The 14,454-nt window shown below is 58.7% G+C and carries 12 protein-coding genes and 1 tRNA gene; 11 read left to right on the top strand and 2 right to left on the bottom strand.

Annotated features, from left to right (window positions below; genetic code table 11):
* Window positions 1-12: 12 nt before the first annotated feature.
* Window positions 13-3,651 (top strand): transcription-repair coupling factor, encoded by a 3,639-nt coding sequence (gene mfd, locus HMPREF2978_RS11980; protein WP_070529189.1) that lies wholly within the window; start codon window positions 13-15, stop codon window positions 3,649-3,651.
* Entirely contained in the window at window positions 3,651-4,133 is a 483-nt protein-coding gene (locus HMPREF2978_RS11975; RefSeq protein WP_070529180.1) for a hypothetical protein, read from the top strand. The genes mfd and HMPREF2978_RS11975 overlap by 1 nt, the downstream gene beginning before the upstream one ends.
* Here HMPREF2978_RS11975 and HMPREF2978_RS11970 read toward each other — a convergent pair.
* Window positions 4,130-5,617 carry an amino acid permease gene (locus tag HMPREF2978_RS11970; RefSeq protein WP_070745712.1) on the bottom strand — a complete coding sequence of 496 codons (1,488 nt, stop codon included), beginning with the start codon at window positions 5,615-5,617 and terminating at the stop codon, window positions 4,130-4,132. The genes HMPREF2978_RS11975 and HMPREF2978_RS11970 overlap by 4 nt on opposite strands.
* Before the next feature lie 81 nt (window positions 5,618-5,698).
* Between HMPREF2978_RS11970 and HMPREF2978_RS11965 the strand changes: the two genes are divergently transcribed.
* On the top strand, window positions 5,699-6,316 hold the full coding sequence (locus HMPREF2978_RS11965) for a MazG nucleotide pyrophosphohydrolase domain-containing protein (RefSeq protein ID WP_070745709.1): 618 nt from the start codon (window positions 5,699-5,701) through the stop codon (window positions 6,314-6,316).
* On the opposite strand, the gene HMPREF2978_RS11960 is transcribed toward HMPREF2978_RS11965, so the two are convergent.
* Entirely contained in the window at window positions 6,313-6,735 is a 423-nt protein-coding gene (locus HMPREF2978_RS11960) for a hypothetical protein (RefSeq protein WP_070745707.1), read from the bottom strand. The two genes, HMPREF2978_RS11965 and HMPREF2978_RS11960, sit on opposite strands and share 4 nt — an antisense overlap.
* Window positions 6,736-6,972: 237 nt before the next feature.
* Between HMPREF2978_RS11960 and HMPREF2978_RS11955 the strand changes: the two genes are divergently transcribed.
* From HMPREF2978_RS11955 to HMPREF2978_RS12920, 8 genes are all read left to right on the top strand, one after another.
* Complete coding sequence (locus HMPREF2978_RS11955) at window positions 6,973-7,764, top strand: lysozyme family protein (protein ID WP_070745705.1); 792 nt, start codon at window positions 6,973-6,975, stop codon at window positions 7,762-7,764.
* 142 nt (window positions 7,765-7,906) lie between these two features.
* A complete protein-coding gene (gene eno / locus HMPREF2978_RS11950) occupies window positions 7,907-9,184 on the top strand; it encodes a phosphopyruvate hydratase (RefSeq protein ID WP_070529165.1) in 1,278 nt (425 codons plus the stop codon).
* A 236-nt stretch (window positions 9,185-9,420) separates the two neighbouring features.
* Window positions 9,421-9,924 carry a septum formation initiator family protein gene (locus tag HMPREF2978_RS11945; protein WP_070745703.1) on the top strand — a complete coding sequence of 168 codons (504 nt, stop codon included), beginning with the start codon at window positions 9,421-9,423 and terminating at the stop codon, window positions 9,922-9,924.
* A 34-nt stretch (window positions 9,925-9,958) separates the two neighbouring features.
* Window positions 9,959-10,507, top strand: a complete 549-nt coding sequence (locus HMPREF2978_RS11940; RefSeq protein WP_070745701.1) for a DUF501 domain-containing protein — start codon at window positions 9,959-9,961, stop codon at window positions 10,505-10,507.
* A 16-nt stretch (window positions 10,508-10,523) separates the two neighbouring features.
* A complete protein-coding gene (locus tag HMPREF2978_RS11935) occupies window positions 10,524-11,486 on the top strand; it encodes a Ppx/GppA phosphatase family protein (RefSeq protein ID WP_070745699.1) in 963 nt (320 codons plus the stop codon).
* A 78-nt stretch (window positions 11,487-11,564) separates the two neighbouring features.
* Window positions 11,565-11,641, top strand: a tRNA-Leu gene (locus tag HMPREF2978_RS11930).
* 225 nt (window positions 11,642-11,866) lie between these two features.
* On the top strand, window positions 11,867-12,667 hold the full coding sequence (locus HMPREF2978_RS11925; RefSeq protein WP_070745697.1) for a Bax inhibitor-1/YccA family protein: 801 nt from the start codon (window positions 11,867-11,869) through the stop codon (window positions 12,665-12,667).
* An 839-nt stretch (window positions 12,668-13,506) separates the two neighbouring features.
* On the top strand, window positions 13,507-14,178 hold the full coding sequence (locus tag HMPREF2978_RS12920) for a DUF3558 family protein (protein ID WP_083316545.1): 672 nt from the start codon (window positions 13,507-13,509) through the stop codon (window positions 14,176-14,178).
* Window positions 14,179-14,454: the final 276 nt, after the last annotated feature.

Genomic DNA, 14,454 nt, shown 5'->3' with positions numbered 1-14,454 from the left:
GTGGCAACGCCGATGCTGGGCGGGCTGCTCAAGGTAGCCGCCTCAGATCCAAAACTTAAAGGCCTCGCCTCCCAAGTGGGGGAAGCCTCATTGCACATTACTGGCATTGACCAGGCGCGCCCGTGGGCCATCGGCACGCTGGCGCACCATGCGCCGGTGCTGGTGGTGACTGCCTCCGGGCGTGAGGCGGAGGATCTCACTGCGGAGCTGACGGCCATGCTGGGGGATAAGGTCGCTTATTTCCCGGCATGGGAGACGCTTCCGCATGAGAGGCTGTCGCCGGCGGCGGATATCGTCGGCAAGCGCGCGCGTGTGCTTGACCTGGTGGGGGCGGGCAAAGCCCAGGTCGTGGTGACCTCTGCCCGCGGGTACTGCCAGCCCATCCTGAGCAAGGTGGAGGGTCGCGCGCCCATCTTCCTGAAGGAAGAAGATGAGCACGAGCTTTCTCATATCCTGTCGGAGCTGGAGTTTCGCGCTTATAAGCACGTGGATATGGTGGCTAAGCGCGGTGAGTATGCCACGCGCGGCGGCATTCTCGATGTTTTCCCCACCACCTCTGATTACCCGGTGCGCGTCGAGTTTTGGGGTGATGAGATTACGGATATCCGTCAGTTTTCTGTGGCGGACCAGCGCGCAATCCCGGAGATCGAGGTCGGCGAGGTCGCTATCTATCCCGCCCGCGAGCTGCCGATCACCAATGAGGTAGCCGCACGCGCCCGCGAGCTGGCGCAGAAGTTTGGGGGCAACGCAGCGCTGGCAGAGCTTCTGACCAAGGTAGGGGAGCACATCCCGGCTGAAGGTATGGAAGCTGTGCTGGCCGTGCTTGCCGCCGAGCCCTTCGTCACCCTCCCCGAACTCCTTGCCCCGGGTACGCACGTGCTGCTTGTGGCGCCGGAGAAGATCCGCACCCGCATTGCGGATCTGGAATCCACCGATGCGGAGTTCTTGGCTGCTGGCTGGGAGGCCGCCGCGATGGGCGCGGATGGTCCGTTGGCGGCCGAGGGCCTGGATACCTCGGCGTCGAGTTATCGCTCCTATGAGTCCTTGGAGGCGACGTGCCGGAATATCGAGGCCCCGCTGTGGACTTTTGCGCCGCCGGGGATGTTTGCGGCGGCTGAATCGGAGACTCTGCCGCTGGACTTTGAGCCCGGACCTACCCCGCGCGGTGATATTCCAGAGATCGATGCCATGATGGCGCAGCTTCTGGCGCACACCACGGCCGGCGGGCGTGCCGCCTTTATTGCCCCTGCACAGGGCGCGATTAAGCGCATGGTGGAGCGCTTCGCGGAAAAGGGGATTCCCACGAAGGTGGCCACACCTGGCTGGGAGCCGAGCCCCGGCGAAGTCACTCTTTACCAGGCCTTGTCCCATGCTGGTCTGGTGTTCCCGAAGGTACGCAAGCTCAAGGACGCTGAAGCGCTGCCGCTGGTCGTCATCACGGAAACTGACCTGACGGGTAACCGTGTGGGCGATATTGCGGGGGCGAAGCGTCGCCCAGCAAAGCGCCGTAACCGCGTGGATCCTCTCGCACTCAAGCAGGGTGACTACGTGGTGCATGAGACTCATGGCATCGGCAAGTTCCTCAAGATGGCCGAGCGCACCGTTCAATCCGGTGACGAGACTTCGCGCCGCGAGTACATCGTGCTGGAGTATGCGGCGTCCAAGCGCGGCCAACCGGCCGACCAGCTGTGGGTGCCCATGGACTCGCTAGATTTGCTGAGCAAGTACACCGGCGGTGAGGCGCCGACGCTGTCCAAGATGGGCGGCTCGGACTGGAAGAACACCAAGAAGAAGGCTCGCGCCGCGGTGCGCGAGATCGCCGGTGAGCTGGTGGAACTCTATGCCAAGCGCCAGGCCGCACCCGGTCACCAGTTTGGCCCCGACACCCCGTGGCAGGCCGAGATGGAGGATAATTTCCCCTTCGTCGAGACCGAGGACCAAATGCTGGCCATCGACGCCGTCAAACAGGATATGGAATCCACGGTGCCGATGGACCGCGTGGTCGTCGGCGATGTGGGCTATGGCAAGACCGAGGTTGCGGTGCGCGCAGCCTTCAAGGCCGTACAGGACGGCAAGCAGGTCGCGGTCCTCGTGCCCACCACTTTGCTGGCCCAGCAGCACACCGATACTTTCCGCGAACGCATGCAGGGATTCCCGGTGGATATCGAGGTGCTTTCGCGCTTTACCTCGACCAAGGAATCCAAGGAGATTCTGGCTGGTTTGGCGGATGGTTCCGTGGACATCGTCATCGGTACCCACCGTTTGTTGCAGACTGGCGTGCAGTGGAAGAACCTGGGCCTCATCGTGGTGGATGAGGAGCAGCGTTTCGGTGTGGAGCACAAGGAGCACATCAAGGCACTGAAGGCCAGCGTGGACGTGCTCACCATGTCCGCGACGCCGATTCCGCGCACCTTGGAGATGTCCATGGCGGGCATCCGCGAGATGTCCACCATCCTGACCCCGCCGGAGGACCGTCACCCGGTCCTGACCTATGTGGGTGCGTATGAGGATAAGCAAGTGGCCGCGGCCATCCGCCGTGAGCTGCTGCGCGACGGCCAGGTCTTCTTCATTCACAACAAAGTCGCTGACATCGAGAAGAAGGCCCGCGAACTGCGGGACCTAGTGCCGGAGGCGCGCATCGTCGTCGCGCACGGCCAGATGAACGAGGACGTGCTTGAGCGCACCGTCCAGGGTTTCTGGGACCGCGAATTCGACGTCCTGGTGTGTACCACCATCGTGGAAACCGGCCTGGATATTGCTAATGCGAATACCCTCATCGTGGAGAACGCCCACCACATGGGCCTGTCCCAGCTGCACCAGCTGCGTGGGCGCGTGGGCCGCTCCCGCGAGCGCGGCTATGCCTACTTCCTGTACCCGAAGGGCGCCACGCTGACGGAAACCTCCTATGACCGCCTGGCCACCATCGCCCAGAACAACGATCTGGGTGCGGGTATGGCCGTGGCCATGAAGGACCTTGAGATGCGCGGTGCTGGCAACGTGCTGGGTGCTGAGCAATCGGGCCACATCGCCGGTGTGGGCTTTGACCTCTACGTGCGTCTTGTCGGTGAGGCAGTGGAGACCTTCAAGGCGCTCGCGCGTGGTGAGACCCCCGTGGTCACGGACGAAGGGCCAAAGGAAATCCGCATCGACCTGCCGGTGGATGCTCATATCCCGGAGTCCTACATCAACTCCGAACGCCTCCGCCTGGAGGTTTACCGCAAGCTCGCAGCTTCCAAGGAGAATGCGGATCTGGCACACGTGGTGGAGGAAATGCAGGACCGCTATGGCCCTGTTCCGGAGCCGGTGGAGCGTCTTCTCGCAGTGGCCCGCCTGCGCCACCAGGCCCGCCGGGCCGGGGTCAGCGATATTACGGTGCAGGGCACGCGCATTAAGGTCCACCCGGTGGAATTGGCGGATTCGAAACAGGTACGCCTCAAGCGCCTCTTCCCGGGCTCGAATTACCGCGCGGCGGCCAAGGCCATCCAGCTCAACTTCCCCAAGGCTGGCCGCAATGTCACTGACCCCAAGCTGCGAGACATTGAACTCCTGCAGTGGATGGCGGATTTCTTGGCGTCGATGTTCGAACTCGAGCGCGTCGACGTCAGCGGTGCTAAGACTAAAAAGAACGTCATTAGCGTAGGAGAAAAATAATGGACGCCTCGAACAACCACATTGGGCCTAGTAGAGCTAATCCCCGAATCATCATGATGGTGGTGTGGATGTTCGCGGCGTTGTTCAGTATCCCCGTCTCCCTGGTTATCAAGTTCAGCGGTGAGAACGGTGGCTGGCTCACCTTCATTTTGGTGATGTTTGGGATCTTCCTGGTTGGCTTTTGGGTGTTTCTCGGGTTGCTCCCGCTGTTCATCCGCAGTGATTACGCAAGCCGCTTGGAGTGGGCATGGGCATCGATGGCCCTAGCGTTCATCGGCTTTATCGTGGGCAACGCCAACCTGCCGGACTTTGGGGACATCGGACCAGCCACCGTGCCGACGTGGTGGTTTGGCAACGAGGAAGCGGCCTCTATTACTGGTGGCATCTTCCTCGTCGTCAGCGCCATTGGTCATGTGCTGTGGCTAGTGAGCTGCATCGCGTATGCGGTGTTATCGCACCGCTCGGCGCCCGAGGCCTTCTAGAGCACCAACCGGCCGGTGCCCAAGCCCCACACCGCGGCCACCGCGCCGATAATCACCAGAGCAACCACGAACCACTCAAAAGTGTTGAACACGCGTTCCTTCTTGTACAGGCGGGTGGCCACGTAAGGAATCATGCTGGGGACCACGGCCAGTGCGCCAAGCAGCACGTAGACTGGGTCGGCGGCGTAAATGAGCCAGAGGGAATAAATGAAGGCGACGAGCCCGATGAAGAGATGGCGCCGGTTCTCGCGACGGCTCACCTCTGGGCCCGAGATGTCGAAACGCACCCCGGCATGCGGGTGCGTTAGTCCCTTGCCGCGCACGGCCAAAAGAACCAGGTACAGCGAGGAGAAGATGTAGGGCAGCAGGTACATGATGGTGGCCAGCTGCACCATGGCGTTGTAAGAGGTCTCGTTGAGGAAAAAGACGATGACGAAGAGCTGAATCGTCAGCGTGGAAATCAGCTGCGCTACCCACGGCGCGCCGGCGATGTTCACGGTGCCGATCTTGCGGGGGAGAAGACCATCGACGGCCATCATGACGATCGGCTCCGCGCACAGCATCTGCCAGGACACGTAGGCGCCGAGCACGGAAAGGCACAGGCCGAGGGAGATGAGCGCGCCACCCCATTCACCCACGGCGGCGGTGAGCACGGAGGCCATCGAGTTATCCGGCAGTGCTGCAAGCTCTTCCTGTGTGAGTACGCCGAAGCTCAGCGTGGACACGGAGACCAGCAGTGCCAAAACGCTGATGAAGCCGATGACGGTGGCGCGACCGACGTCGGAACGGGTGCGCGCCTGCTTCGAATACACGGATGCGCCCTCCACGCCGATGAAGACCCACACGGTAAAGAGCATGATGCCCTGGACCTGTTCGAAGAGGGACTTGTCGGAAGCCTTGCCCCAGATATCCAGGGTGAACTTATCCCAGCTAAAGCCTACGAAAGCGAGGATGACGATGAAGGCCAGGATGGGCACAATCTTGGCGACGGACGTCACCATGTTCATGATGGCTGCTTGCTTAATACCGCGGGCAAGCACGGCAAAAATACCCCAGGACAGCAACGACACCGCAATGGCGGAAACCCAGCGGTGGTCGGCGTCAAAGAAAGGGACGTAGTGGCCGATGGTGTTGAAAAACAGGGTGGCGTAGCCCACCTGCGCCATCACGGAGCCGAGCCAGTAGCCCCAACCAGAGGTAAAGCCGATGAAATCACCCAAGCCGGCACGGACATAGGAGTACACGCCGGAGTCGAGGTGTGGCTTGCGGTGAGCCAGGATCTGGAAAACGAAGGCGACAGAGAGCATGCCCACGCCAGCAATGAGCCAGCCGATGAGCATGGCGCCGGGGCCGGCCACGGAGGCGATGTTCTGCGGTAGAGAGAAGATTCCGGCGCCCACCGTGGAACCGATGATGAGCGCGACGAGCGTCCACAGCGTCACGGAGTGCGTGCGCGGCGATTCGGTGAGATTGGAAGTGGTCATTGGTTAAAAATACCCCTTTAGGCGGGCTTTTGTGCAACTGCAGCGAAAGTTCATGGAGGCTGGGACCTATACTCGTTGCTTATGACTGTCCTGTTGTTAGATCCGCGCTGGCCCACCCTAATACCCATGGAGGCCGTTGGAAAGCTGCAGGGACCTGTTGTTTTCACTGATGAAGTACCTGTGAACGTTCGCTGGGACTTTGATCAGTTATTGTGCGGTGAGGATCCTGCAGGCCACGGTGTTGTGGTGAGCACAGATCCTTCCCATCCGCAGGTGCGTGCGCTTATCGACGCCCACGCGGAGCTCATCCTTGCCCCCTCCTTGGAGGAGCCGATGTGGCAGGCTCGCGAGGTGATGACGCGTGCTCGGCGCATTGGGGAGTGGGAGCGCGATCAAACCCACGAGACTCTGCTGCCGTATTTGGAGGAAGAGTCCGCGGAGTTTGCCGAGGCTGTGCGGGAGCACGCTTCAGATGCTGAGCTGCTGAAGGAATTGGGCGATGTCTTCCTGCAGATCCTCTTCCACGCCGAAATCGCGGCACGCCGTGGAGCCTTCAACCTTGATGATGTTGCGATGTCTTTCGTCAACAAAATGCGCTCCCGCGCGCCCTACCTTTTTGATGGCTCAGAGGACATCGTGGGGGTAGAGGAGCAGGAGCGCCTGTGGGCCGAAGGTAAGGCCCGAGAAAAGAAGGACTAGCCCTTCTGGATCATGGAGGACAGCAGGGGAGCATAGTCAGCGATCTTGGAGGATAGACCCGTGCCGCCGGTGGCGATGGTGTCTTCCTTGACAATCTTGCACTCGAGGGCGCGGTCAGCGGTCTGGCCGGCGTACTTCACAGCGGCGAAAGCCAGCGGGCCGAGCTCCTTGGAGTTGCCCAGTGCAGTGAGGTTCTTCGAAAGCTGGTTGCGGGTGCTGTCCGGAGTTAGGAGCTCGCCTTCGGTGCTGCGATCGATAAGCGTGAGGGTGCTGCGCAGGGTGTTGCAGTCAGCCGACTGGATGCCCTGGGAAAGGAAGCCGCCCAGTTCAGTGAGGGAAGCGGCAGAGGCGGTGGCGGGTGCGATGGCACCTAGGGCGACGACGGTAGAAGTAGTGGCGAGGATACGACGGATGGGCATGGAACTCCTTAAATAAGGGAAAGCACGTTTCTGGAACGGACGGTGGTAGAACGTGGAGCACCAGCGGGGCCTCGGCTCTCTGTTCAAGGCTGGAGTGTAGCGCAGAATGTTACGCATGGGAACATTGTGACATAACTTCTGCTTCGCACCTTCCTAGGATTGGTCTATGCAGTCGCCTCGTTGCACCCTCTGTGTCGCTCGACCCCCTTCCTGCAACGGGCTGTAGTATTCACCTTTATGACGCAGGGGCTTAGGAGGATCGGGGGCTGTGGCCTTGGCATTGTCTTGGCTATCATTCTGATCATTTCCCTGGTGGCCTGGAGCCTTTCCTTCCTAGATAGGCCATCCCCGTTCCGGCAGCTTTCCCCCGTCCCAGAGGATCTACCTCCCGTGGGTGGGGCAGAAGTGCCCAATATTGATGTCGAAGGTCCGGGGCGCACGGCGGATAAATTGACGTGGTGGTCCGACCAGCTTGCTGATGCCACCAGCATCCCCGATCAGGCCTTGCGGGCCTATGGCAATGCGGAGTTGATTGCGCGGGAGTCCTGGCCGAACTGTAATTTGCGCTGGAATACCCTTGCGGGGATCGGCTGGGTTGAAAGCCGTCACGGGACCTATAACGGCAATCTCTTTCACCGTTCTTCACTCGATGAGAACGGCTACCCCGACCCACCCATCGTGGGTATACCTCTCGATGGTACGAATAACACCACCATGGTTCCGGATAGTGACGGAGGCGTGATTGACGGCGATACCGAGTTTGATCGCGCCGTCGGGCCGATGCAGTTTATCGCTTCTTCTTGGGAGCATTTAGGTCGGGATGCCAGTGGCGATGGTGTGGCTGATCCCAACCAGATCGACGATGCTGCGCTAGGTGCCGCCGCATTGTTGTGTTTTGGAGATAGGGACCTTTCCACGCCGGAAGGCTGGCGCTCAGCCGTTCTCAACTACAACCAATCAGAGGACTACCTGCGTAAAGTGGCGGCAGCGGCGAACTCCTACGCCATTGAACAGCCTGCGACGTCCTAGTCCCTTCCTAGATCTTTGTCACGTTGTCCGTTTAAGCCCGACACGTTCCGAAGTTTTCTGGAACAATTGGCTGCAGGTGGTTTGGGAGCACCTCCCAGAACACAAACCAAGATCAATTTGGCTCTATAGGAGTGAAAGCAGCATGGCTGACATCATCCACGTAATGGCACGCGAAATTCTTGATTCCCGCGGCAACCCCACCGTTGAGGCTGAAGTCTTCCTCGACGATGGCGCACGCGGTGTCGCCGGCGTTCCGTCTGGCGCTTCCACCGGTGTTCACGAGGCTCACGAGTTGCGCGACGGTGGTGACCGCTACTTGGGCAAGGGCGTTCTTAAGGCCGTTGAGAACGTCAACGAAGAGATCGCTGATGAACTTGCCGGCTTCGAGGCCGATGACCAGCGCCTCATCGACCAGGCCCTGATCAAGCTGGACGGCACTGAGAACAAGTCCCGCCTTGGCGCCAACGCCATCCTGGGCGTTTCCATCGCAGCCGCTAAGGCCGCTGCCGAGTCCGCTGGCCTGCCGCTCTACCGTTACGTCGGTGGCCCGAACGCTCATGTCCTGCCCGTTCCGATGATGAACATTGTTAACGGTGGTGCCCACGCTGACTCTGGCGTTGACGTTCAAGAGTTCATGATTGCGCCGATCGGTGCGGAGTCCTTCTCCGAGGCGCTGCGTATCGGCGCAGAGGTCTACCACGCACTGAAGTCCGTTATTAAGTCCAAGGGCCTGTCCACCGGCCTCGGTGACGAGGGCGGCTTCGCTCCGGAGGCTGAGTCCACCAAGGCTGCTCTGGATCTCATCATTGAGGCCATCAAGAAGGCAGGCTTCGAGCCGGGCAAGGACGTCGCTCTGGCGCTCGACGTTGCTTCCTCCGAGTTCTTCAAGGACGGCAAGTACCACTTCGAGGGCGGCGAGCACACTGCTGAGGAGATGGCCAAGGTCTACGAGGAGCTCGTTGCTAAGTACCCGATCGTGTCCATTGAGGACCCGCTGCAGGAGGATGATTGGGAGGGCTACACCAAGCTCACCGCGGCTATCGGTGACAAGGTTCAGATCGTCGGCGATGACTTCTTCGTCACCAACCCGGCCCGCCTCCAGGAGGGCATCGACAAGAAGGCTGCCAACGCTCTGCTGGTCAAGGTCAACCAGATTGGTACCCTGACCGAGACCTTTGACGCCGTCGAGCTGGCTCACCGCAACGGTTACCGCACCATGATGTCCCACCGCTCCGGTGAGACCGAGGACACCACCATTGCTGACCTCGCAGTTGCCCTGAACTGTGGCCAGATCAAGACCGGTGCTCCGGCCCGCTCTGAGCGCGTGGCCAAGTACAATCAGCTGCTGCGTATTGAGCAGGAGCTGGGCGATGCCGCTGTTTACGCCGGCCGCTCCGCATTCCCGCGCTTCCAGGGTTAAGTTCGCCCGCTAGCTTCTAGTGGCAGTCTTCTCGGACTGCTCGCTGAGTTAGCTCTAATTCAGAAGGTGTCACAGGAAACTGTGGCACCTTTTGCGTTGGGAGGCCAGCCGTAGAGGTCAACCTGACGCAGCGCACGTGCCGGAACGGACTCTGAACTTCTGTGACACGTGTTATTTCTGAGACACGACGCGCGCCGCACGGCACTGGGGCCGGTCCGGGATACAATGGCTTCCCGATGGCACGCACTATTTCTCCCCGCACGAAGCGCCGGAACACCGTTCCGGTGCACACGCGTGCCCGCGATGCGCAGCGCGCCAAGCGGAAGAAGACCCCGGTCCAGCCCAAAGGCCTGGACATTCTGGGCGTCGGCGTGATTATTGCCGTTGTTCTCGTAGTTTTGCTATCCATTGCTGTTCCGCTGCGCAACTATTACCACGGCCAATCAGAAATTACTCGCCTAGAAAGCTCTATTGCTGCCAAGCAGGCCCACAAGGATGATCTCCTCACCGAGATTGATAAATACAACTCGGAGGAGTACGTCAAGCAAGAGGCGCGTCGCCGCTTCGGTGTCATGGATGAAGGCGAGATGGCCTTTCGTGTCATGGATCCGCGCATGGACTCCGGTGACACGGTGACCTCAGAGCGTCGTGAAGAAGCCGATGACCGCGAGTGGTACACGGTTTTGTGGGATTCGGTATCGGAAGAAGCCGAAAACCTACCGGAAACACCTGCTGAATAGGACTCATCCATATCTCCATGTCACAATGGTTCCTATGACCGTGACCGATGCTGATCTTGAAGTCGTCCGCGAACAGTTGGGCCGCACCCCGCGCGGCGTCGTGGACATTGCTTACCGCACTCCGGACGGAGCCCCGGCGGTGATTAAGACCGCGCCTAAGCTTCCCGACGGCACCCCGTTTCCCACCCTTTATTACCTCACCGACCCGCGCTTGACCGCCGAAGCATCGCGCCTTGAGGTTGCCCATGTCATGAAATGGATGGAGCAGCGCCTTGCAGAGGATGAGGACCTGCAGAAGGATTACCAAGCCGCGCATGAACACTACCTGACAACCCGCAACGCCATGGAAGACCTCGGTACTGACTTTTCCGGTGGTGGCATGCCTGAGCGCGTGAAGTGCCTTCACGTTCTCATCGCTTATGCCCTGGCGGAGGGGCCGGGCCGTGTACGTTTCGGCACCGAAGCCGTAGCGATGGCCGCAGAACACGGTAAACTTCGAGGAAGTGCCATCCCAGAGGATTGGCCCACCGTGGGGGACTTGGGCATTGATATGGCCCAGTTCGATTTTTCTAACGCCGGTTAAGAGAAAGGCTAGCCTTATGACACGCGTCGCTGCTGTCGACTGCGGAACCAACTCCATCCGTCTGCTTATCAGTGAGATTCAGGAAGATGGAAAGATCCGCGATATCTCCCGCACGATGGAGATTGTTCGTCTCGGGCAGGGCGTCGACGCCACCGGCGAGTTTGAACCAGAGGCCCTTGCACGGACCCGCGCGGCGCTTGAGGACTACGTCAAGCAGATGAAGTTTGAGAAGGTCGAGCGCGTACGGATGGTGGCCACCTCAGCCACCCGCGATGCAAAGAATCACCGCGAGTTCTTTGACATGACTGAAGAACTGCTCGGTCAAGTTCAGCCTGGTGCTCGTGCGGAGGTTATTTCCGGCGAAGAGGAAGCGCTGCTGTCCTTTACCGGCGCGGTGGGGGACCTGCATTCTGAGGAGGGCCCGTACTGCGTTATCGATTTGGGTGGTGGTTCGACGGAGTTCGTCGTTGGCACCATCGACGGTGAGATTCTCGGCTCCCACTCGGCACAAATGGGCTGTGTGCGACTTACTGAGCGCATCATGCGCAATGATCCACCCACCGAAGCAGAAATTGAGATCGCTACGGATTACGTGGCTGAGCGCATGGCTGAAGTTGAGAAGATCGTTCCTATCGATAAAGCCCTGACCTTCGTTGGCTGCGCCGGTACGTTTACGACTCTGTCGGCACTGGCCCAAGGGATGGAACGCTACGATGCCGATTCCATTCATGGCTCCGAGCTGCGTTTCGACGCTCTACGGGTGCTCACCCGACAGATGATCGGTCTGCCTTCGGATGTTCGCGCTCTCAATCCCGTTATCCACCCGGGACGCGCGGATGTCATCGGCGGTGGATGCGTGGCAGTCGAGGGCATCATGACGATGATTGAACGCAATAGTGAGGCGCGTTCCTTCTTCATCAGTGAGAAGGACATCCTCGATGGCATCATTACTGGCCTTGCAGCAAAACTAGCGAGCTAAGGCCTGGAGGTTGCGCAGAAGCCGACCCTATTTTCAGCTCATGACTATCCGTGCCCTAAGATAAGTGGGCACGGTTTGGCCCCCATAGCCCAATCGGCAGAGGCAGTCGACTTAAAATCGATTCAGTGTGGGTTCGAGTCCCACTGGGGGCACCACTGGGGTGCCATGACCAGCGGAAACGCTGGTTTAATCAACCAGTCGTTGCGGGTGAGGGGCACTGCTTGACGACGAGTCCCTATTAAACGGGGATAATTTTGCGAATTTTGAGATTTTTGGGAACTTCCTAGCAATGGGGAGCGTTGATCCTAGTGAAATGAAAGACAAGGCGGCCCCGAGTGGCCGCATTTTAGAGAACGACTGTGAAAGGAATCGGGATTCGCGTGCGTTCTAGCAACCCCGTCATGAGTTCCCTCTCGTCCAGCCAAAGCCAGACCCAGGTCAACCCCTACGGTCAGAGCGACAATCCGTTTAACCAGGGAAACCGTAGCGCCGATCGTCCGCTGACGGTTGATGATGTCGTGACCAAGACTGGTATTACTCTTGGCGTCATTATTGTTATGGCCGTGCTCAACTTTGCCATCGGCGAGTTGGTTAACCCGGGCATTGCGATGATCCTGACCCTGGTTGGTGCGTTAGGCGGTTTCATTACTGTCCTCGTCTCAACGTTTGGAAAGAAGTTTGGCTCTGCTGCGGTGACGTTGATCTACGCCGTGTTTGAGGGCCTTTTCGTGGGCGGATTCTCGCTCATGTTCGCCGGCGTTTCCCTCGGTAACTCCGATGGCATGGCGCTCATTGGGCAGGCCATCATGGGCACTGTAGGTGTGTTTATCGGCATGCTGATGGTCTACAAGACCGGTGCGGTCAAGGTCACCCCGAAGTTCAACAAGATCATGTTTGGCCTTATTGCTGGTGTGGCAGTGTTGGCGCTGGGTAACATGCTGGGTGCTATTTTCTTCGGTTTCAATCCGCTGCGTGACGGCGGCATGCTCGCCATCATCTTCTCCCTTGTCTGCATCGTCTTGGCCTCGCTGTCCTTCATGACGGACTTCGACCAAGCTGATCGACTTATCCGTCAGGGCGCTCCGGCTCAGTACGCCTGGGGTATCGCTCTTGGTCTGGCTGTGACCTTGGTCTGGCTCTACACCGAGATTCTTCGTCTGCTGAGCTACTTCAGGGACTAATTGGTCTCATAGCGCTGTTGCGAACCGGCGGCCGACATCACAAACTTTGGTGATGTCGGCCGTCGGTTTCTTTTGTGAGCGGAGAACCTCCTATTGGACACAGCGCAGGCTATAGGCGGAGCGTACTTCTGTCACCTCAGGGCTAAACCGTCGGAGCTAGCCAGTAGTTAGCACGAATGTTCCTGGAGTCCCACGCGTGATTGTGTATCAATTCCGGTCGGTGAGATAGTCATCTTCCCCGCGCGACGTGGATGAGCACACACTTAGTTATGCTTGTGAAGCCAAAGGTTCTCTTGATGGTTATGGGCAAAATGTTCGATTTATGGAAGGTTGAAAGCCGGAAGTCGGGGGGACGAGTGGGTCACTGCTAGTCCTTCGGTATTGATGTGACTGCTGCTAAGCCGCAGTAATGCGTTGCTATGCCGTTGTCATTCTCTTGCAGGTCGGCTGAACTAGCTGGGCTTTTAAGTGGAGCTTGAGGTGTTGTCGAGTGGGATCATGTGAGGTGGTTGGCTTTCTGCTTTTCTACTGGAAAACGACACCCGGAAGTTAACAGTGTTGTAATTAGGGGACCCCCATTTGGTTATAATCGGCAGCTCGGTCACATGTAGCTCCCTGCCGGCATCCAAGTTTCTTGCAGGCTACGACCAGCGATTATTTATAAAAGTGCTATTAATGGCGTCTAATAATTGACCTGTCTGGAAATATTGCGTGAAGCTTATTTGGGTCTGACGCGACATCTTGATAGTTCTCGTGCATTCTGGTCGCAGAAGCCGCTCGAAGCTATCAGCTTCAGTGAGGGGCTTCTGACAGTCAGGAAAGTTGGTTGAAGGGAAACCATGAAGCGAATCGGGGGCCTAGTGCTGGTGGCGGTTTGTATCGGGGTGCTGTCAAACTGCGCATCTCCGCTAGGTCTAGGTGCTCGCGACCATGGTGATAATCCGGGGGACTTTCACAATTTTCCTGGCGATAGCACCGGCGGTGGCTCAGGGGACTCGGGGGTCGCTGATGCCACCGCCACGAGGTCGCGAGAGGCTCAGGCTTCACGCGACGAGCCTCGTGCGGGAGGTGGGGTTCTGCCGCCATTTGGTGAATTTGATCGTACGGCGCCTGGATTTCAAGTGTTTGATCCATGTACTGAGATACCCGATGAATCTCTATCTGACCTGAGGCTGCAAATGACTTCGGAACCGGAAAGAGAGACAGGGTACAGAAGTTGTTTCTTCTCCAAAGACCTAGGCAACGGCAGAGAAGCTGCCATAGCTCTTGGGGCTCAGCATGAGGAAATGGAGAGCATTCGCGCACTATATCCCACGCCTTTTTTGCCGATGGATAAAGCGGGGGAAGAAATCTACACCGTAGAGGACACATTCATGAAGGGCACTACTTGCACTTCTTATGTTGAAACCACTCGTGGTGTCGTTTCGGTTGCATGGACGGAACTGACATCAGGGGTTTCTATGGCGGAAAAATGTGAACAGTCAAGAAAACTACTATTGGAACTGGTTTGAATAAAGGGGCTCGGGAAATGATCATCAATCAGAACGCATTGGCATTAGAAGTATCTCGCATATCGGAACTGGGAAAGAGACTTCGGCATGCTTCAAGTGGCGTGCATAGTCCTCTAGATGGAGGCTTCTCCACGGTTACCGGCCTAAGTGAAGTTGGTGCAATTCACCAGCGCGTGCTGGCTACGGATCCGGGGTCGGCGCGTAATTCTTTGGAGGGGTTTAGGGGACAGGTATCTTGGCTCGGGGAGGCACTTCAAACTGAATTAGCAAGCTTCG

This window comes from Corynebacterium sp. HMSC074C01, from assembly GCF_001814605.1.
In the GTDB taxonomy this organism is placed as follows: Bacteria; Actinomycetota; Actinomycetes; order Mycobacteriales; family Mycobacteriaceae; genus Corynebacterium.
Note: the sequence above shows the minus strand (reverse complement) of the source record. Positions and strands in the feature narration are given on the sequence as shown.

What these genes read in the sequence shown, in the direction of transcription:
- HMPREF2978_RS11960 (WP_070745707.1), bottom strand. Translation starts at nt 6,735, where the DNA reads ATGCCCATCCGTCGTATCCTCGCCACTACTTCTACCGTCGTCGCCCTA.
- HMPREF2978_RS11965 (WP_070745709.1), top strand. Translation starts at nt 5,699, where the DNA reads ATGACTGTCCTGTTGTTAGATCCGCGCTGGCCCACCCTAATACCCATG.
- HMPREF2978_RS11945 (WP_070745703.1), top strand. Translation starts at nt 9,421, where the DNA reads ATGGCACGCACTATTTCTCCCCGCACGAAGCGCCGGAACACCGTTCCG.
- HMPREF2978_RS11935 (WP_070745699.1), top strand. Translation starts at nt 10,524, where the DNA reads ATGACACGCGTCGCTGCTGTCGACTGCGGAACCAACTCCATCCGTCTG.
- HMPREF2978_RS11975 (WP_070529180.1), top strand. Translation starts at nt 3,651, where the DNA reads ATGGACGCCTCGAACAACCACATTGGGCCTAGTAGAGCTAATCCCCGA.
- eno (WP_070529165.1), top strand. Translation starts at nt 7,907, where the DNA reads ATGGCTGACATCATCCACGTAATGGCACGCGAAATTCTTGATTCCCGC.
- HMPREF2978_RS11970 (WP_070745712.1), bottom strand. Translation starts at nt 5,617, where the DNA reads ATGACCACTTCCAATCTCACCGAATCGCCGCGCACGCACTCCGTGACG.
- HMPREF2978_RS11940 (WP_070745701.1), top strand. Translation starts at nt 9,959, where the DNA reads ATGACCGTGACCGATGCTGATCTTGAAGTCGTCCGCGAACAGTTGGGC.
- mfd (WP_070529189.1), top strand. Translation starts at nt 13, where the DNA reads ATGCTGGGCGGGCTGCTCAAGGTAGCCGCCTCAGATCCAAAACTTAAA.
- HMPREF2978_RS11955 (WP_070745705.1), top strand. Translation starts at nt 6,973, where the DNA reads ATGACGCAGGGGCTTAGGAGGATCGGGGGCTGTGGCCTTGGCATTGTC.
- HMPREF2978_RS12920 (WP_083316545.1), top strand. Translation starts at nt 13,507, where the DNA reads ATGAAGCGAATCGGGGGCCTAGTGCTGGTGGCGGTTTGTATCGGGGTG.